This window comes from Paenibacillus sp. MMO-177 (genome assembly GCF_037147795.1).
Taxonomy (GTDB): domain Bacteria; phylum Bacillota; class Bacilli; order Paenibacillales; family Paenibacillaceae; genus Pristimantibacillus.
Window position 1 is genome coordinate 708,668 of the sequence record NZ_JBBCUR010000001.1, and the last position, 17,897, is coordinate 726,564.

At 52.6% G+C, this 17,897-nt stretch carries 15 protein-coding genes; 4 read left to right on the forward strand and 11 right to left on the reverse strand.

The annotated features are described in order from the left end of the window. Window positions 1–99: 99 nt before the first annotated feature. On the forward strand, window positions 100–1,482 hold the full coding sequence (locus WFK81_RS03180; protein WP_336784990.1) for a HEAT repeat domain-containing protein: 1,383 nt from the start codon (window positions 100–102) through the stop codon (window positions 1,480–1,482). 95 nt (window positions 1,483–1,577) lie between these two features. Here the strand turns inward: WFK81_RS03180 and WFK81_RS03185 are convergent, their stop codons facing one another. The 8 genes from WFK81_RS03185 to WFK81_RS03220 all read right to left on the reverse strand — a co-directional run bounded on the left by WFK81_RS03185 (window position 1,578) and on the right by WFK81_RS03220 (window position 11,579). Then, entirely contained in the window at window positions 1,578–3,185 is a 1,608-nt protein-coding gene (locus WFK81_RS03185; RefSeq protein WP_336784991.1) for an ABC transporter substrate-binding protein, read from the reverse strand. A gap of 64 nt (window positions 3,186–3,249) precedes the next feature. Continuing rightward, window positions 3,250–4,131 (reverse strand): carbohydrate ABC transporter permease, encoded by an 882-nt coding sequence (locus WFK81_RS03190; protein ID WP_127491633.1) that lies wholly within the window; start codon window positions 4,129–4,131, stop codon window positions 3,250–3,252. 10 nt (window positions 4,132–4,141) lie between these two features. Continuing rightward, window positions 4,142–5,056 (reverse strand): ABC transporter permease, encoded by a 915-nt coding sequence (locus tag WFK81_RS03195; protein WP_127491635.1) that lies wholly within the window; start codon window positions 5,054–5,056, stop codon window positions 4,142–4,144. A gap of 75 nt (window positions 5,057–5,131) precedes the next feature. Beyond that, complete coding sequence (locus WFK81_RS03200; RefSeq protein ID WP_336784992.1) at window positions 5,132–6,736, reverse strand: response regulator transcription factor; 1,605 nt, start codon at window positions 6,734–6,736, stop codon at window positions 5,132–5,134. After that, a complete protein-coding gene (locus tag WFK81_RS03205) occupies window positions 6,714–8,489 on the reverse strand; it encodes a sensor histidine kinase (protein WP_336784993.1) in 1,776 nt (591 codons plus the stop codon). Before WFK81_RS03205 ends, WFK81_RS03200 begins: the two co-directional genes overlap by 23 nt. Before the next feature lie 80 nt (window positions 8,490–8,569). Next, window positions 8,570–9,577 (reverse strand): LacI family DNA-binding transcriptional regulator, encoded by a 1,008-nt coding sequence (locus WFK81_RS03210; RefSeq protein WP_336784994.1) that lies wholly within the window; start codon window positions 9,575–9,577, stop codon window positions 8,570–8,572. Window positions 9,578–9,782: 205 nt separating this feature from the next. Further along, a complete protein-coding gene (locus WFK81_RS03215) occupies window positions 9,783–10,514 on the reverse strand; it encodes a ThuA domain-containing protein (RefSeq protein WP_336784995.1) in 732 nt (243 codons plus the stop codon). An 18-nt stretch (window positions 10,515–10,532) separates the two neighbouring features. Then, window positions 10,533–11,579 carry a Gfo/Idh/MocA family protein gene (locus WFK81_RS03220; RefSeq protein WP_336784996.1) on the reverse strand — a complete coding sequence of 349 codons (1,047 nt, stop codon included), beginning with the start codon at window positions 11,577–11,579 and terminating at the stop codon, window positions 10,533–10,535. A 126-nt stretch (window positions 11,580–11,705) separates the two neighbouring features. Between WFK81_RS03220 and WFK81_RS03225 the strand changes: the two genes are divergently transcribed. Further along, a complete protein-coding gene (locus tag WFK81_RS03225) occupies window positions 11,706–12,575 on the forward strand; it encodes a helix-turn-helix transcriptional regulator (protein ID WP_336784997.1) in 870 nt (289 codons plus the stop codon). Between the two features lie 31 nt (window positions 12,576–12,606). Here the strand turns inward: WFK81_RS03225 and WFK81_RS03230 are convergent, their stop codons facing one another. Beyond that, window positions 12,607–13,632, reverse strand: a complete 1,026-nt coding sequence (locus WFK81_RS03230; protein ID WP_336784998.1) for a PocR ligand-binding domain-containing protein — start codon at window positions 13,630–13,632, stop codon at window positions 12,607–12,609. 240 nt (window positions 13,633–13,872) lie between these two features. Between WFK81_RS03230 and WFK81_RS03235 the strand changes: the two genes are divergently transcribed. Both WFK81_RS03235 and dhaK read left to right on the forward strand, forming a co-directional pair. Further along, on the forward strand, window positions 13,873–15,009 hold the full coding sequence (locus WFK81_RS03235; RefSeq protein WP_336784999.1) for a glycerol dehydrogenase: 1,137 nt from the start codon (window positions 13,873–13,875) through the stop codon (window positions 15,007–15,009). A gap of 1 nt (window position 15,010) precedes the next feature. Then, window positions 15,011–16,771, forward strand: coding sequence for a dihydroxyacetone kinase subunit DhaK (gene dhaK, locus WFK81_RS03240; protein ID WP_336785000.1), 1,761 nt, complete (start codon window positions 15,011–15,013; stop codon window positions 16,769–16,771). A 72-nt stretch (window positions 16,772–16,843) separates the two neighbouring features. Here the strand turns inward: dhaK and WFK81_RS03245 are convergent, their stop codons facing one another. Together WFK81_RS03245 and WFK81_RS03250 are read right to left on the reverse strand one after the other, a co-directional pair. After that, complete coding sequence (locus tag WFK81_RS03245) at window positions 16,844–17,248, reverse strand: nuclear transport factor 2 family protein (protein WP_336785474.1); 405 nt, start codon at window positions 17,246–17,248, stop codon at window positions 16,844–16,846. Window positions 17,249–17,287: 39 nt separating this feature from the next. Continuing rightward, a complete protein-coding gene (locus tag WFK81_RS03250) occupies window positions 17,288–17,755 on the reverse strand; it encodes a DinB family protein (protein WP_336785001.1) in 468 nt (155 codons plus the stop codon). Window positions 17,756–17,897 lie beyond the last annotated feature (142 nt).

The following is a 17,897-nucleotide window of genomic DNA, read 5'->3' on the forward strand; positions in this document are numbered from 1 at the left end:
TTTGGAACCTTTATTCTTAACCTCATCCATTGGCAGCCGATAGCATGGATCCTATAATCGGTTTGTTGCATGACATACCTTGGAAGGGACGATGAAACCATGACGCACCAACAGCCTCTGCTGCTGACCGACGAGCAAGTACAATCGTTTATCGCAAACGGATATTTAATTTTGAAGACGGATTTTCCGCGCGAGTTTCACGAGCGGCTCGTGAAGCAGCTGAATGACATTTACGACAGCGAAGGCAATCCCGGAAACAATATTTTGCCGCGGATTCGCGATATGCAGCGCGTATTCGAGAATCCGGTCATTACCGGGGCGCTCACGAGCGTGCTGGGTCCGAACTACCTGCTGCATACGCACCGTCACGGGCACTACAATTCCATCCCGAAACCCGGCGCCTGGCACAAGGACAGCTATTGGGGCTACGACCGTCTGCGCAATCACCATCCGTGGTGGGCCATGATCATGTACTTCCCGCAGGACACGCCGGTCGAGCTTGGGCCGACAGGCGTTATGCCCGGCACGCAGTATCAGGACTTGCGGAATTTCGCATCCGACGAAATGGCCGAAGAAGCGACGGCAAGCGGCGAAGCAGGAACGTTCGCGTTGATTCATTACGATATTTGGCACCGCTCGACGCCGAATCTGCTAGGCAATCCACGCTTCATGCTGAAGTTCGAGTTCATGCGGACGCAGGCTCCTGCCGGACCGAGCTGGGATCATAAGAAAGAGGAGCTGCCGGCTGAGTTCGCGGCAAATCCAATCTACAATGACGTATGGAACTGGATGTCCGGTCGAAGCGCTTCGCTTGCGGGAACGAAGCCGGAGGAAGCAGCGGCTATAGCCGAGCTTTCCCAGCTGCTCTCTGGCCAGGAACCTTCCGCGCAGATTGCGGCCTACGAACTGGCTTCACGGGGGCAAGCGGGTATCGAGGCGCTGCTGGAGGCGCTGCGAAACGGCTCTGAGAGCGTGTCCCGAATCGCCTCCTACGGCTTGTCGGTCGCTGGCGCCCAAGCGATCGAGGGGTTGACGAAGGCTTTGGAACTGGAGAGCGAGACGGCGGCGAACCATGCCGCATTTGCGCTCTCCGAGCTGCGGGGCTTCTCAGACAACGCCGTGCCGAAGGTCACCGCATTGCTTGCGCATCCTTCGGCGGCGGTCCGCCGCACGGCGACTGAAGCACTCGGCATCATGAGCACGGATCCGGCCGCGGTTGTTCCGGCGCTTATCCAAGCGCTTCGCGACGAGGATACGCAGGTGCGCTTCACGGCCGGGCTGTCGCTCGTCCGGATCGGACCGGCTGCGGCTGCCGCAGTGCCTGCGCTGGCGCAAGCGCTTGGGGACGGCAATCGTTACGTGCGCGGACATGCGCTGGAAGCGCTGCGCTATATCGGCACGAAAGAAGCAAACGAGGTGCTGCTGCACGAGTTGTTCAACGCGCGCTGGTGCTCCGACACGACGCCTGCCAGTACGTTCTGATCGAAAAAAAAGAAACCTGACGTTTGATAAACGCAGGTTTCGTTACGGTCTGAGGTTGGGCGAATGCCTAACCTTTTTCTTATGCTCTGCCCCTGTTATTTGCCGTTTGCCGCGCGCCAAGCGTCAAGCTGTTTTTGCGCTTCGGCGATGACTTTGTCCACGCCTGCCGCTTTTTGCTTCTCTAGCAATTTCGGAATGTTCTCCTCCGGATCCAGCTGACCGGACTTCAGTCCGTCAACAAAAGCTTTGTTGGCATTGTCGATGGCGATAATTTCGTTCTTCACCGGTTCCGGATCAAAGATAAAGCCAAACGTGCGGGCCGGACGGCTCGAGACCATCTCGTTAAACTTCTCGTAGTTCTGATATTTGTTCGGGTCTTCGCCTTCGCGGGTGTAGTTCAGCATCTGATTGCCGATCTGCCACATAATATCGTGATAGAAGCCCACGTCATTTGTCGTTTTGCCGTCAGGCAGCGCGATTTGGCCGTTCTTCAGCACGTAATGCTTACCCTCTACGCCGAAGTTGAACAGCGTCAGAAGCTTTTGATCCTTGAAGAACAGGTTCAGCAGCATCATGGCGCGGGCCGGGTCTTTCGACGTTTTGGAGATGGCCTGCATCGTTGCCGTCATTTTGCCGGTTTGCAGTCTGTCGACGTTTAACGGGATCTGGATCATTTCATGGCCGGCTTTAATAGATGCGTTAGGCGCTTTAGCTACCGAGCCGATCTCCATGTTAGCCAAAATCTCCATATCGCCTACCAGGGCGAAAGCTTTGCCAGCCTGGATTTTCTTCCACGCATCAAGCCCCGGAGTCAACGCGTCTTTGTTAATAAAACCCGCTTTGAACCATTTGTGGGTCAAGTCGGCAAGCTCCTTGTAACGAGGCGTTTCAAAAGAATTAATGACATCAAGGCTATTCGGATCCGTATTTAATGTGTTTACCGCCGCTACGCTCGAGATCGTATCCAGCGTGCCCGACGAATAGTAAGCTTCAAGCGGGAAGCTTGGCGCCGCCAGCGGCGTTACGCCTGGCTCATTATCTTTAATGATTTGAAGCAAAGGCTCCAGATCTTCTACTTTGCCGGATTTCAGAGCGGATAAGTCCATGTTGTATTTGTCGACCAGCGCTTTGTCGAGATAGACGCCTTGCGAGCCGCCCAGCTCCTGATGCGTATGAATGCCGTACAGCTTGCCGCCGCGTTTGGCCGGCTCGTGGTAATCCTTTTCCACCGCCTCGATATCCGGGCCGTATTGGGCAAGCAGCTCGTCAAGCGGAAGCAATCCGCCCTTTAATACCTGCTGGTTATAGCCTAACCAGTCGGCCGTGAACAGCAGGTCGAACTTCTCGTTGGAGGCCATCATAAGGTTCGTCTTGTCGTTCCAAGCGCCCCAGTCAATCGGATTCAGCTTCACCGTCATATTTAATTCCGGGTATGTTTGCTTCAAATAATCGTTCATTCCGGTCTGTACGCTAGCCAGATCCGCTTGCGGCGCGTCCGGGTACACCATCACGACCTCATAAGGATCAAGCGCCTTCGCTGCGTTTTTTGCCGGTTCCGCCGAAGTATTCGCCGAGCTCGAAGCCGTATTCTCTTCCTTGTTGCCGTTTGAGGCTTTGTTCGTCGACGAGCATCCCGTTGCGGCAAACGCAATCGCAAGGATAAGCGTCAGAAGAACAAACGAGCTTTGTCTAAACCTTTTCATTAAAGTGACCTCCCCAAAATGATCAAGCTTAAGTTCTGTATACTAAACCGAAGCGAGTTCGGACTTAGCCTTTGACTGCGCCTACCGTCAGCCCTTTGACGAAATACTTCTGCAGGAACGGAAACACGAACACAAGCGGTCCGATCGCCACCATCGCCATCGCCATCCGGATCGATTCCAGCGGCTGCGTCACATTGGCGGTATTGCTGTAGGCCTTGTTCGCGATGCTTTGCAGGAACGAAGCGTTCATCAGCGTTTTGTTAAGCAGATACTGCAAGGAGTACAGCTTCTCGTTATTGATAAACACCAGGCTTGTGAACCAGTCGTTCCAGTAGGAAACGATAGTGAACAGCCCGATTGTGGCCATAACCGGCAGGGATAGCGGCAATATGATGCTGAAGTACGTCCGGTACTCGCTCGCGCCGTCAATCTTAGCCGACTCGACAAGGGACGGCGGAATGCTGTTCGTAAAGAACGTCCGGATAATAAAGACGTTGAAGCCGCCGATTAACCCCGGTATGATAAGCGCAAGCAGCGTATCCTGCACATGAAGGAACCGGGTATAAACCAGATACCAAGGCAGTAGTCCGCCGGAGAACAGCATGGTGAAGAATACATAGAAACCTAGTGCATTCCGATACGGAAACTCAGTTCGAGACAAGGCGTAGGCCATGGCCGAAGTAATCAGCAGACTGATGACAACGCCGGTAAGCGTAACCGTGATCGTTACCCCGTACGCTCTCGCGATATTCGCGGAATCATGGATCAAGTAACGGTAGGCTTCCCAGTCGAAATGCTTGGGCCAGAACGTGTAGCCGTTTCGCGTTAGATCGTTCTCATTGGTCACCGATACCATAAAAACAAGCCAGAACGGAATGAGACAAGACAAACTGAACAAGGTTAAGAACAACAGGATAAACGGGTTTGTGCGATTATTCGTCTTCATGCTTGGCCCCCTAGAACAACGCGTTTTCTTTGCTGAATTTCTTCACGATATAGTTGACCGTAAGAACAAGCACAAAGCCAACGACCGATTGAAGAAGACCTGCGGACGATGCGAGCCCCGTATCGCCGGTTACCAGCAAAGCGTTGTAGACGTAGGTATCGATAACCTCGGTTGTTTCCTTCAGCATCCCCGAAGCCATCGTCGCTTGGTAGAACAAGCCGAAATCCGCGTTAAAAATCCGGCCTACCGCAAGCAGCGTCAGAATAATAATGACCGGCGTGATGAGCGGTACGGTTATGCCGGTCATCTGCTTCCATTTGCTCGCCCCGTCAATGCGGGCGGCTTCGTAATACTCCTGGTCGATGCCAACAATCGCGGCCAGATAGACGATGGCGGAGTAGCCGACCGTCTTCCACGTATTGACGATCGTGAGAATATACGGCCAATATTTCGGCTCCGCATACCAGGCAATCGTCTCCTTGCCCATCGGTTCGAGAATCGACTTGTTAATAAAGCCAAGCTCCGGATTCAGGAAGCCGTAGACGAGGTAGCCAACGATAACCATCGATACAAAGTTCGGAAGAATGGCGGCACTCTGGAAAAACTTCGACAGCACCTTCCGCCTGACCTCATTGAGCAGAATCGCAAGCAGTACGGCCAATGCCGTATTGATGACCAGGAAAGCGACATTGTACAAAATCGTGTGCTTAATGATCATCCATGCGTCATTGGAGGCAAACAGGAACTTGAAGTTCTGCAGTCCTACCCAATCGCTGCCCCATACGCCCTTCGTATAATTCAGATCCTTGAACGCCAGGAAAATGCCGAACATCGGAAGATAGTTATTGATAAATAGCATGATAATCCCCGGTATTGCGAGAATAATCAATGCGCGATGCTTCAGCAGCCGTCGCAGCACGGGCATGTGTTTCACCTTCTTGTTGTTTGTATGTCCTAAGTATACGGCCGCCCGGCAGACCCCCCTACCGTTTTTGTAACCTCAGTCTAGTCGTTTTGTGACATTGCGGTATTCTTGCGGATTAACCCCGTATTGCTTCTTGAACATCTTCGTAAAATGCGAAAAATTCGAATAACCGACCTGCTGCGCGATTGCGCTGACCGTCATTCCCGTCGTATCGAGCAGCTGTCTGGCTCTTGCCATCTTCGTCTCGATGAGGTAATCAATCAGGTTCTGCCCGGTCTCCTTCTTGAACAGGCGGGACAAATACGCCGGATTCAAACCAACATGCGCGGCGACATCCTCGCGGGAGATGTCCTCCTCCACGTTCTCTTTCATATACTGAACCGACTTCTGCACCACGCTGTTGCTCTCTAATGCAGTAAAGGCCGCATCCATGACGGCTGAGACGATATTCTCCGCCCAATGCCTGTATTGGGACAAGCTGCGGATTTGAGCCGATGCCCACAGCGGGAAGTTGGGCACCTGGCTTGGGTTGATTCCCTTTACGTGTATAAAGCCGTAAACGACCTGCAGCGTGTCCAGATGGTAGGTCTCCAACTGGTTCTGATGAATTTGACCCGCTTCCAGCTTATCCACGCTCCGGTTAATTAAGGAGATCACCTTGTCCCGTTCCTTGTTCAGCATATAGGTCGACCATTCCGTTACGTTGATATTGTCCGGCACAAGCAGCGGCGCGGCCGTGCTGCCTTGCGGCACGTACATAATGACCGCCTGCGATTCCTTGACGTTATGACGCTCCTTGTCCTTCAGCCCTTCGCATAACCCGGACACTTCCTGAAGGCTGACGAACTTCCCGATATAACAGGTGATCTGACAGTAGAAATAGGTTCGGCATACTTCGATGAATCGTCTGCCGGTCTCGAGCCAGCTGCCCGCAGGCCGGGCAGCGCCTGCCGTGTAGACCATCGCAAACATTACGCCGCCCCGGTCCGTAATCACATCCCCGGCGCAGCCCGAAAGGAACAGCTCTCCGGCGGCTTTTTTCACCGCGTACTCCATAATCTCCTGATCCCGCGCATCAAGCGGCTTATGCCATTCCTCGATGCTGATGAGAATGGGCATCACTCTGCCGTCCGCTTCCAGCTCGATTTGGGCATCCTTCAGCCCCCGCTCAAGGAAATCTCCGAACGAGAGCTGACGCCTCGACAACAGATCCTGCCAGAAGCGTTCGGCAAGCAGCGGCTGCTGCTTGCGCCACAGCTCCGCGTATTTGCGGTACTCGGCATGATGCTGCACGCTCTCTTCCTTCTCTTTAACCGCCTGCAGCATTAACGAGACTGCCTGCACCAGCTCCTCGCCGTCGACCGGCTTCAGCAAATAATCGAAGCTGCCGAGGTTAACCGCCTGCTTGGCGTAAGTAAACTCCGAATGGCATGTAAGAAACAGAGACTCGGTATGCGGGGAGTGTTTTTTCACCCAGCGGACCAGCGACAATCCGTCCTCATCGGGCATTTCGATATCGCAGACTAGAATATCTATGCGTTGCTCCTTCATGATTGTTCTTGCGGCATCCGCGTGATTGGCGGTAAACACGGCTTCAATGCCTAACGTAGACCAATCATTACATTCGCAAATGCCGTCCACCGCAAACTTCTCGTCATCAACGACCAGCATCTGCGCCATGCTCATCCCGCTCCTTTGTGTGATCGATAGGTAAAGTCAGCCGTATGGCTAATCCTTTTGGTTCGTTTGTCCGGAAGCTGATCCGGGCCCGGCTGCCGTAACGCATCGCCGCCCGCTTCTTCACATTCCAGATTCCGATATGATTATCATCCGAGGAAGGCTTGTATTGCTCCGAAGCCAGCTCCTCCATCCGCTCCTCGCTTAACCCTTTGCCGTTATCCTTCACTTCAATCTGCATCAGACCGGAGTCCTCGGCGTCCCGCAAGGCGGTGATTTGAAGCAGGAAAGGCTCCCCTTTGACGCTCATGCCGTGAATCATCGCATTTTCCGCGAACGGCTGCACGAGCAACGAGGGAATACGGGCATCCCGAAGCTCCTCCGCGCACCCGATCTCGAATTCGAAGGTATCCTGATACCGCATCTTCTGAATCTCCAAATAGTTGCGGATATGCTCAAGCTCCTGCGACAGGGTAATCGTATCCCGGCTTGTTCCAAGCATAAACCGGAAGTAGCCGACCATATGGCGGACCGTCTTCTTCACCAGCTCGTATCTTTTTAAATCCGCCAGCTGAAAAATAATGTTCATCGTATTGAGGAAAAAATGCGGATTAATCTGCGTCTGCAGATGCTTCAACTCCGCCTTCTGCGCGTTCAGCCGCTCCTCGTACACGTCGATCTTAAGATCCTTAATTTCGTCCATCATGTTATTAAAGGTATGATTAATTATCGCAAACTCGGTAATCGGCGAATCCGGCAGCTTCATCTCCATATCCCCGTCCTTCACCCGCCGGATGGTGCCGAGCAGTTGGAGAATCGGGGCGAGGATAATACGCCGGAATACAAAGAGATAGACAAGCAGGATAATCAGGACAAACAGCGGAAGCAAATTGATAATCGTCTGGAATTGCTTCAGCCCTTTCAAGAGATCCGAATACGGCAGAACAACGGCCATGCTGATTCCGCTGAGCGGCGATTTGCTCGTAATGACAAACAGCTTCTTGCCTCCGTCCGAATAGGAGAAGGATGTATTCCTCGCCAGCTTATCGGCCGGAAGCCGAAAATCCTTGCTTAAGCTGCCTGACGGCTTGGACAGAATCATCCCGTCTTCCCCGGCAAACAGCACGTCGCCGCCCGTCCGCACATCCTGAAGAGGCAGTTTTAACGTATTCATGCTGATCAAAGCGCCAATATAAGCGTTATTGGTCGTATCGTCGCTGACAACCCTGTGCAAATAATAGTCCTGCCCAATCTTAACGATCTTCCATTGATAGAGAAGCGGATGCAGCTCTTCGGCGTTATTCAGGGTCTGCGTAATCCAGCTGCTGACCTGGTCATGGTCGGTGTCCGAGATGACATTGGTTGTCGCCAGAATGTTATTGGGCTTCGAATACACATAGAACATGTCTACCGTATGGTAATAGGAGCGATAAGCCGAGTTTCTCTGGATCAGCTCCATCTGGGCAAAATAGTATTCGGAGTCCGACAGCCCCGTCTGTCCGAACTTTTGAAAGTTCTCGTCATGGTCCACGTTGTAGACCATATTCGTCGTTATATCGTCCAGGCTCCGGTCGATCATATTCAGATTGGAATTCACCAGATTCTGATAGGAATTCGCCACCTGCGTGAGCACGACATCCTGCGCGTAATGACCTGCAGCCAGCAGAATAAGCAGAAGCGGCAAGGTGACGGCCGAGAACAGCAGGACAAACCGCGAACTTAGCTTTTTCGTTTTTTTCATGGATTTGCCAAACATGGTGGAACCTCCCGTACCCAATCTAAGAGCAGAAAATGCGTGACAGACCTCTTGCATTGGCCCGCCACGCATTTCCTGTTTTATGTACGCAAATCCTTGACCGTCTGCCTTTCCACAATCTCATGCGGAACAATAAGGCTCGGGACGATCTTTCCCGTTTCAATCATCGCAATGACCTTGTCGGCCGCATTACGGCCTAGCTGCAGCAATGGCTGCCCAACTGTCGTCAGCGCCGGATAGATCATCCTTGACAGCCGGATATTATCGTAGCCGATCACGGACAAATCCTCAGGCACCCTGATGCCTAGCTGCATGGCAGCATTCATGGCTCCAACGGCCATTTCGTCGCTTGCGGCAAAGACGGCCGTTATCCCGCGCTCTTGCTCCAGCAGCGTCTCCATCGCCGCTTGCCCGCTGTCATAATGGAAATCCCCGTAAGCAACCCGCGAGCTGCGGAACGGAATTCCTTTGTCATTCAAGGCATCCTTATAGCCCTGCAATCTTGGTATGCCCGCTATCGGATCCTCCGGTGTACCGGCGATCATCGCGATGTCCTTATGCCCCTTATCGATCAGATAACGTACCGCATCGTACGAGGCCTGCCGGTCATCGACCTTTACAAACGGAACCTTCGGATCCTCATTCTCGGAGGAGACGAGCACAATCGGCACCTGCATCGTATCCAGCATCTGCTTGTATTCATGCTTAAGCACTTCGCTTGCGAAAATAATGCCGTCGATCTGCCGTTCCCGAAGCACCTGCAGATACTTCATCGTGCGGTTCCCGTCTACCGCCGTATTGCATACAAGCACGCTGTAGCCCCGCTCCAGCGCATACTCTTCGATCCCCTGCAGAACCGCTGATGAGAACTCGTTTGTGACAGCGGGGAACATCACCCCAATCGTCTGGGTGCGCCTGTTGTTCAGGTAACGCGCTATGGCGTTGGGATGATAGCCCATATCTTCTATTGTCTTAATCACCTTTTGCTTGGTTTTATCAGAATAGCCCGTTAATCCGTTTAGAACCCTGGAAACAGTGGCGATTGATACATTGGCTTCTCTAGCAACATCTCTGATTGTCGGTATCATAGACCATCCATCTCATTCCTTGAAGTATTGCCCCGTTCATTTTACGTAACCGGTTACCTCAAAGTATATGGCCCTGAAAAACTTTCTGTCAATCCTAGCGTAAACGGCTACACCTTCCTTAGGAGGTGCAGTTGACGTTTCGCGGTGAAATATAAGTCCCGTATAGAGAAAAATCTATACACTCTTATATTTGCGAAATAGTAAATTATTTACTTATATTTTCTAACGGCTCTACGCGTCCGTACGCTGCTGCCGCGCCTTGCGTCGGAGCGGCCCAATGAACGGCATTTTTGATCACGTGAAGAATCTCCGGCTGATGATAAATCGGGAACGTTTCATGGCCCGGACGGAAGTAGAACAGCTTGCCTTTGCCTCTTCTGTAGCAGCAGCCGCTGCGGAATACTTCGCCGCCTTCGAACCAGGAGATGAATACCAGCTCATCCGGCGCAGGAATCTCGAAGCGCTCGCCGTACATCTCTTCCTTCGGAATTTCGATGTATTCGCCAAGTCCGTCGGCAATCGGGTGGCCGTGCTCAATAACCCAAAGCCGTTCCTTCTCGCCGTCATCCCGCCATTTGAGCGCGCCGGTCTTCGTGCCGAGCAGTTTCTCGAACACTTTGGATGCATGGCCCGAGTGGAGCACGATCAGTCCCATGCCCTGAAGCACGCGGTCTCTTACCTTCTCGGCAATATCGTCCCGCACTTCATGGTGAGCCAGATGCCCCCACCAGATCAGCACGTCTGTGTTGTTTAATACGTCGTCCGTGAGACCGTGCTCCGGCTCGTCTAGCGTAGCGGTTGCAACCTCAAGGCCTTCAATAGTTTTCAGGTATCCGCCAATGGCATTATGAATGCCTTGCGGATAAATGCCTTTTACATGCTCGTTATGCTTCTCGTGGCGATACTCATTCCATACGGTTACTTTAATTTGCTTCATGTTCGTTAGTGCCTCCTGTTATTGAATGGTGATCCAACGTTCTTCGGTAAATGATTGAATAATCGCGTCTACGGCCAGCTGGTTGATATAGCCATCCTCTATCGTTGCGTCCAGCCCGTCGCCCCGCCCGTTCAAGAGGTTAAAGAACGCCTGCATCTGCCCCGAACGGCAGTGGACCGGAATGTCGGCAGGGCGGAACTCGCTGTCGCCTTCCTCCTTGAGCTTCACCTGAAGCGAATCTGCCTCATCCAGGTTATACACAAGGGCGCCTTTGGAGCCGTAAATCTCAATCTGCTGATAATTGCCCCGCCCGTAAGCGAATCGGGAAATCAGCATGGAAGCCGATATGCCGCCCTCCATCCGGGAAAGGACATGGCAGAAGTCATCCACGTCTACCTCGCCTTGGCCGTAGCCGTCCGGCAGATTCCTCCGTTTGATAATGGTGTCCGCGTCGGCAATCACTCGCTGCGTATTGCCAACCAGGAAGCGGGTCAGGTCAAGGATATGGCAGCCTAGGTCGCCAAAAGCTCCCGAGCCGGTAATCGATTGCACGAACCGCCATACAAGCGGAATATCCTCATGGATACCCCAATCCTGCAAGTATTGGCTATAAACGTGGCGGATCGTGCCCAGTCTCCCTTCTTCGATTAGCTGCTTAGCGTATCGGGCGGCTGCTTTATAGCGGTACGAGAAGCAGATCATATGAGGCAGCGGATTATTCTGCAAGGCAGCCTTCAAGGCGGCCGCTTCCTCCGCGTTCATCCCGACCGGCTTTTCCAATGCAAAAGGCTTGCCGTAATCGATAGCTGCCATCGCAATGGCGAAGTGGCTGACGGTTGGCGTGCCGATGGTGACGGCATCCACCTCCGGATTGCGAAGAAGCTCGGAATAACTGAGGTAAGCACGATCCTCGGGAATATTCCACTGCGCGCGCCTTGCGGCAAGGCGGTTCTCATCCTCGTCGCAGATCGCCCAAATCTCGGCCTCCCCGCTTGCGAGTATGCCTTCGCTATGAAAGTCGGCAATGCCGCCAAGTCCGATAATACCGATTTTTAATTTACTCATACGCACCATCCCAACGATTCCCGGATTAAAAACCACACCATCAGATTAGCCTGTGATAGAATGATTGAAAATGGCGGATCGAGACACTTTTTGTACAATAGCGACTTTTAGAAAAAGGGGAATGTTATGCTGTCCGTAAATATGGAGCTTGTCCCTACCGTTACGTTTCTTGGATTCGTGGCTTACACGAGCCCTTGGATTCACTTCCAACGGAACGTCGACGAATATATTCTGTACATCATCAAAAGCGGAGAACTGCACATCGAGGAGAATGGCGAGCGTTACGTATTGCGCAGAGGGGACGTATTTATGCTGGAGCCGAATCTGGATCACGAAGGATTCGAGAAGCATGTATGCGACTATTACTACATTCACTTCAAGCATCCGGATATTCAAACGGTTCATATCGGGGATATGGAAAGTTACGCGAGGAGCTTCTTCTTGGAGGATCAGGAACCGGAGGCCGGCTGCAGCCATGGCTTCCCGAAGCATTTTAACCTGGCGAACCTAAACGCGCGGAGTCAAGTGTACAATCACCTGAATGAGATGGGGCAGCTATACCGGCGGAAAAATTATAACCGCAGCATGACGGCCCTCAAACTGGCGGAGCTGTTCGTCCAGTTGTCCCGCGCTTATCTTGCGGAGCATCTGCAAAGCGCAAGGAAACGGACCACTAAAGGGGAGGCTACCGCTTACCAGCTGCTGGATTACATTCACCAGCATTACCCGGACAAAATAACGGGCTCCGATATCGAAGCCCGCTTTGCTTGCAATTTCGATTATTTGAACCGGATCTTTAACAAGATTACCGGCTGCTCTATCACGCATTATGTCAATAAAGTAAGAGTGAACCGGGCCCGGGAGCTGCTGGAGAAAACGCATATGACCATCGGCGAGGTCGCCGAGCTGGTCGGCTTCAGCGATATCTATTACTTCAGCAAAGTGTTCAAGAAATACGTCGGGCTTTCCCCTGCTTACTACAAAGGGACAAGGTGAAACGGTTACGGCGTTTCGAGACAGGCAACGGCTAGGCCTTATCCCGGTAGATTTTACGGTAAGCGGCGGGCGTGAGGCTCTCGAACTTTTTGAACGTCTTGATAAAATAACCCGCGTCGGCGAAGCCAAGCTCGTCGCTGATCTGATTGACCGACAGCTCGGTTGTCTCGAGCAGCTCCTTCGCCCACCCGATCTTCAGATGCGGGACAAACACCGAGAAATTCTCGCCCGTCTCCTTCGTGAAGATTCGGCTGAAATAACTCGGGCTGACATGGCATAAGGCAGCCATCTCCTTGAGGTCCGCATTCTCGTGCTTATGGCGGTAAATATAGTCAAAGGCCGGCTGCAGAATCGAGTTGCCTGCCTGGTAGACGCCGGATGATTTCTTCAGCTTTTTCTCAATGAGCGTATGGGACAGCTCGCTCTGCAGCGCCTGAATATGCTCATAAGAGGAATCCATCGCATGGACGGGAGCGCCGGCCGGATTTTCCCGGGACAAGGAGTCCCGGTACATCTGAAGCATGTCGCTCTTGCGAATCGCTTCCTCCACAATATAGTTGCACAGATGGAACAGCATATCGGCGATTTTCTCTACTTCCTCGTAAGACAACACCGGCAGCGACCGGTACTGCTCCTGCAGAGCGTTGAACTTTTTATCCGTCTCGACATTGGGCGGCCTTGTCACGATCTGCTCAATCGGCACTTCGGGATCGCTCAGCTTCACCTGCCCCGCCATTACCGCGCCAATATATTGATTATCCACCACAATCGGAATCGCGATATCGAGAATTTGAAAATGGCATTGATAAATATAAGGCTTGTTCGACCGGACGGCCTCGAGTCCCCCGCGCGCATCGCATTTCTGGCAATAAGACGATAACGCAGGGTCCTTCCGCACCTCGCGGCAGAACGCCTGGCATTCGCTATGCTTGGAGACGGGATTCCCTTTGTAATCCACCGTAATAATCGCCATCTTCGTTACTAGAGACATGGAATCCTGAAGCTTATGCCATTTGTCGATATCCATAATTTGTTTCAGATCGTATCTTGCGTTCATTGTGATCGCTCCAAACCTGAAGGGATAACTTTATTATACTAGAACCCGCCGCCAGGACAAAATAGTACAATTTTAGGAAGGTTCGAGCATAAAAACACCATCGTAATCTGCTTTATTTTGCGCTTATCGTACAATGCTTCCTCCCGCCTCTTGATTTTATAATGAGAGAAGTCCGTAAGCTAAGGCTTACCATGGCTCATGCTTACGAAGTATGAATTCATTTCAGGAGGTATATCCAAGATGAGAAAAGCATTTATCAGCCCAAGCAAATATGTTCAAGGTGAAAACGAACTGCTTAACCTCGGCTTTTTCGTTCAATCGTACGGCGATTCCGCCCTTCTTATTGCTCATCCCGATGATGTAAAGCGCGTAAAGGACAAGCTGGACTTTACTTCTAATAAATTCCATATTACGCTGGTTGAAAGCGGATTCCGCGGCGAATGCTCCCGTGAGGAAATCGCCCGTTTGAAAGAGCTTGCCCGAGAGAAAAACTGCTCCTGCACGATTGGCCTCGGCGGCGGCAAGGCGATCGATACCGCGAAATGCGTAGCCGAAGGCGAAGCGCTTATTATCGTTCCGACGATTGCCGCGACCGATGCTCCAACAAGCCATTCCGCCGTTATTTACACCAATGACGGGGCTTTCGAGGATTACGCTTACTTCAAATCCAGCCCTAGCGTTGTCATGATCGACACGACCGTTATTGCGAATGCCCCTACCCGCTTCCTCGTATCCGGCATGGGCGATGCGCTGTCGACTTACTTTGAAGCACGAGCAACGTCCCGCTCCTTCTCCAAAGTAAATGCCGGCCTGCCTAACGGCGTGCATGCCGGCGCGGCGCCAATCGCCCGCGGAACCAAAGCGGCGCTTGCGCTTGCGAAGCTCTGTTATGAGACGCTCCTCGAGGACGGCGTGCAAGCGAAGTTGGCGTCCGACAGCAACAAAGTAACGACGGCGCTTGAGAACATCATCGAGACCAACATCCTGCTCTCCGGTCTTGGCTTCGAAAGCGGCGGCCTTGCGGCAGCCCATGCGATCCATAACGGACTGACCGTGCTCGAAGGCACGCATCACTATTTCCACGGCGAGAAGGTTGCCTTCAGCACGATCGCGCAGCTTGTTCTGGAGAACGCACCAAAGGAAGAAGTAAACGAAGTGCTTGCATTCTGCGCCGCGGTTGGACTGCCGGTATGTCTCTCCGACATCGGCGTTGACAGCATTACGGACGAGGAGCTTGCAAAGGTTGCGGCGCTTGCCTGCATCCCGGAAGAATCGATTCATGCTATGCCATTCCCGATTACGGAGGAAGCCGTAGCCGCTGCGATCATCGTTGCCGATCAGCTCGGCCAGGCTTTCAAACAAGGAAGGAAGTCGTAAGATGAAGAAGATCATCAATCGGCCGGAGACGCTTGTCCGCGAGATGTGTAACGGACTTGCGATGGCGCATCCGGGTCTTGAATTCAACTCCAAATATAAAGTCATGAAGAAAAAAGACATCAACGCCGCGAAAGTGACGCTGATCAGCGGCGGCGGCAGCGGCCACGAGCCTGCTCATGCCGGCTTTATCGGCAAAGGAATGCTGGATGCGGCGGTCTGCGGCGACGTCTTCGCCTCCCCTTCCCAAATCCAGGTCTATCAGGCGATTAAGTCTACGGCAAGCGAGCAAGGCACGCTGCTTATTATCAAGAACTACAGCGGCGACATGATGAACTTCAAGAATGCCGCTCATCTTGCGGCGGAAGACGGCATTCAGGTCGATTACGTCAAAGTGGACGACGACATTGCCGTTGAAGACAGCCTGTATACGGTTGGACGCCGCGGCGTTGCCGGTACGGTGCTTGTCCACAAGATTGCCGGCGCGGCGGCGGAAGCGGGACGAAGCCTCGCCGAAGTAAAAGCTGCGGCGGAGAATGCGATTGCCAATGTCCGCAGCATCGGGTTTGCTTTTACCTCCTGCACCGTTCCGGCTAAAGGAACGCCAACGTTTGCGATTGGCGAAGACGAAATGGAATATGGCGTTGGCATCCACGGCGAGCCTGGGATCCGCAGAGAGAAGCGGATTTCCGCCGACGAGCTGGCACAGCGCATGGTATCGGAGCTGCTTGCCAGCCTGGGCATGAATGCCGGATCCACCGGGGAAATTGCCGTTCTGGTTAACGGCTTTGGCGGGACTCCGCTTCAGGAGCTGTACCTCTTGAACAATGCCGTTATGCGCGAGCTGCATGAAAAAGGCATAGCCGTTAACAAGGTGTTTGTCGGCAACTACATGACCAGCATCGATATGGCGGGTGCATCCCTGTCCATCATGAAGCTGGACGAGCAGCTGAAGCAGCTGCTGAACGAAGAATGCGATACGCCTGCCTTCATCGTACGCGGCGGTGCCTCGGAGCCCGTGTCCTATGTGGCATTGGAGGAACAGGCAACAAACGCAGAGAACGTGTCTTACCGCGTTGAAACAAGCGAAGACTATGCCGTAGCCCGGAACGGAAAGCTGTCCCTCCGCAACATGACTTACCTCATTGATAAGATGAGCGAGATTATTATCGAGAACGAAGTTCCTTTCTGCGAGCTGGATTCCCATGCCGGCGACGGAGACTTTGGCATGAGCGTGGCGAAAGGCTTCAAGCAATTGAAAGCGGAATGGCAGGATATCGTGGGCGAATCCGAGGATATCGGCAGCTTCCTGCATGCCTGCTCCCTGATCATCATGGAGCATTGCGGCGGCGCATCCGGCCCGATCTGGGGCTCGGCCTTCCGCGCGGGCGGCAAATATGCCGAAGGCAAAACGGAGCTGACTGTTGCCGAAGTAGCTGAGCTTCTGGATGCTGTAGTGAAGGGCATTCAGGCAACCGGCGAAAGATCGTTTGGCCGCGGCGCCGTTGTAGGAGACAAGACGCTTATCGACGCGTTGATTCCCTACGCGGAAAGCTGGAAATCCGCTGCGGAAGCGGGAACCGAGCTGAAGGCTGCCGGCATTGCCGCTGCCGAAGCAGCGGTCGAAGGCGCCAAGCAAACCGAGACGATCGTTGCCCGCATGGGCCGCGCCGGCACCGTCGGCGAACGCAGCATCGGTTATCCCGATGCGGGCGCATACGCGCTTGGGGTTATTTTCACGGGATTGTCGGTTGTGTTGAAATAATAAGCGAATAAAATAAAGCAGCAGCCTAGGATGAAATGCAATTCCTAGGCTGCTGCTTTGTTCAACTCATCATTATGGGGCCTCGTAGTTTTTTAACGGCGTGCCTACATATTCTCGAAATGACCGGATCCTGTCTTCTTCATACTCAAAGACGACAGTAAGCTCATTGAGATAAGACTTTCCGTTTAATACCCCTTCGGCGCGAAATACAACAATCCCGCTGTCTTCGTTTTCTAGCACAAGAATAGGGGTGAAATATGCTTGCAATACGGAGCGCTCGAACCTAATCAGATCCTCGAACCTCTCTTCGCCATACTGCTCGTTATTCCATCCCTCCAAAGGTAGTGGGACGCGGAAACGAAAATCCTCCGTTACCTTCTGAAGAAAATTTATGGTCTTTCCTGTTTCGAAAGCATGCTTAAAAGCATCAAATGCATCATACGTCCGGGATATACGCGTACCTGTGGACTTATGCATGGAAGAGCCCTCCTTCATGTAATTCATGCTTCACAGCAATTAGCGCGACAAAACCTGCAACTGGCTGGATATCGTTCCTAGGTGAATGGCTTCGTGAATAAGGGCGAAGTTGAATAACTCACCGGCCGTGTTGAATTGAAACGGTCCAAATACATAAGGAGCTGAAAGCTTCTTTTCCAGCATTTCAGGCGTCAGCTCAGACAGGCGGGAAAACTGTGCCGTTAATAACTCGGTAAGCTCTTCCGTAGACGGAGTTACAATCGTCCAATCCGAAGGTCTTGTTCCCGAGTTAAACAACGTTTCATACGAGCTAGGAATAGACGAGGGAGTACCAAAGCTTAGAGAACAATACTTATCCATCCAATAGATAATATGACCGACATTCCATCGAATGGTATTGTTGAAGCCTTCCGGTTGCCTGTCATAGTAGCCTTCCGTCACACCCTGAAGCTTGCCAATCACGATCTGATGCAGCATTTTACCGGTATTGATTACGGATTGTGTCATCGTTAACCGCCTCCTAATAAAGTTTCATGTGGTTCGCTTTCTTATCTCAAGATTACCTCCACACGGAACTTTCCATCAATGCAGCAGGCGTTACCGAAACGTTAAGTATAAGTTAACCATTATATATTGACACAAGCGGAAG

Coding starts and splice junctions, on each gene's coding strand:
- WFK81_RS03180 (WP_336784990.1), top strand. CDS start 100: ATGACGCACCAACAGCCTCTGCTGCTGACCGACGAGCAAGTACAATCG.
- WFK81_RS03185 (WP_336784991.1), bottom strand. CDS start 3,185: ATGAAAAGGTTTAGACAAAGCTCGTTTGTTCTTCTGACGCTTATCCTT.
- WFK81_RS03190 (WP_127491633.1), bottom strand. CDS start 4,131: ATGAAGACGAATAATCGCACAAACCCGTTTATCCTGTTGTTCTTAACC.
- WFK81_RS03195 (WP_127491635.1), bottom strand. CDS start 5,056: ATGCCCGTGCTGCGACGGCTGCTGAAGCATCGCGCATTGATTATTCTC.
- WFK81_RS03200 (WP_336784992.1), bottom strand. CDS start 6,736: ATGGCGCAGATGCTGGTCGTTGATGACGAGAAGTTTGCGGTGGACGGC.
- WFK81_RS03205 (WP_336784993.1), bottom strand. CDS start 8,489: ATGTTTGGCAAATCCATGAAAAAAACGAAAAAGCTAAGTTCGCGGTTT.
- WFK81_RS03210 (WP_336784994.1), bottom strand. CDS start 9,577: ATGATACCGACAATCAGAGATGTTGCTAGAGAAGCCAATGTATCAATC.
- WFK81_RS03215 (WP_336784995.1), bottom strand. CDS start 10,514: ATGAAGCAAATTAAAGTAACCGTATGGAATGAGTATCGCCACGAGAAG.
- WFK81_RS03220 (WP_336784996.1), bottom strand. CDS start 11,579: ATGAGTAAATTAAAAATCGGTATTATCGGACTTGGCGGCATTGCCGAC.
- WFK81_RS03225 (WP_336784997.1), top strand. CDS start 11,706: ATGCTGTCCGTAAATATGGAGCTTGTCCCTACCGTTACGTTTCTTGGA.
- WFK81_RS03230 (WP_336784998.1), bottom strand. CDS start 13,632: ATGAACGCAAGATACGATCTGAAACAAATTATGGATATCGACAAATGG.
- WFK81_RS03235 (WP_336784999.1), top strand. CDS start 13,873: ATGAGAAAAGCATTTATCAGCCCAAGCAAATATGTTCAAGGTGAAAAC.
- dhaK (WP_336785000.1), top strand. CDS start 15,011: ATGAAGAAGATCATCAATCGGCCGGAGACGCTTGTCCGCGAGATGTGT.
- WFK81_RS03245 (WP_336785474.1), bottom strand. CDS start 17,248: ATGCATAAGTCCACAGGTACGCGTATATCCCGGACGTATGATGCATTT.
- WFK81_RS03250 (WP_336785001.1), bottom strand. CDS start 17,755: ATGACACAATCCGTAATCAATACCGGTAAAATGCTGCATCAGATCGTG.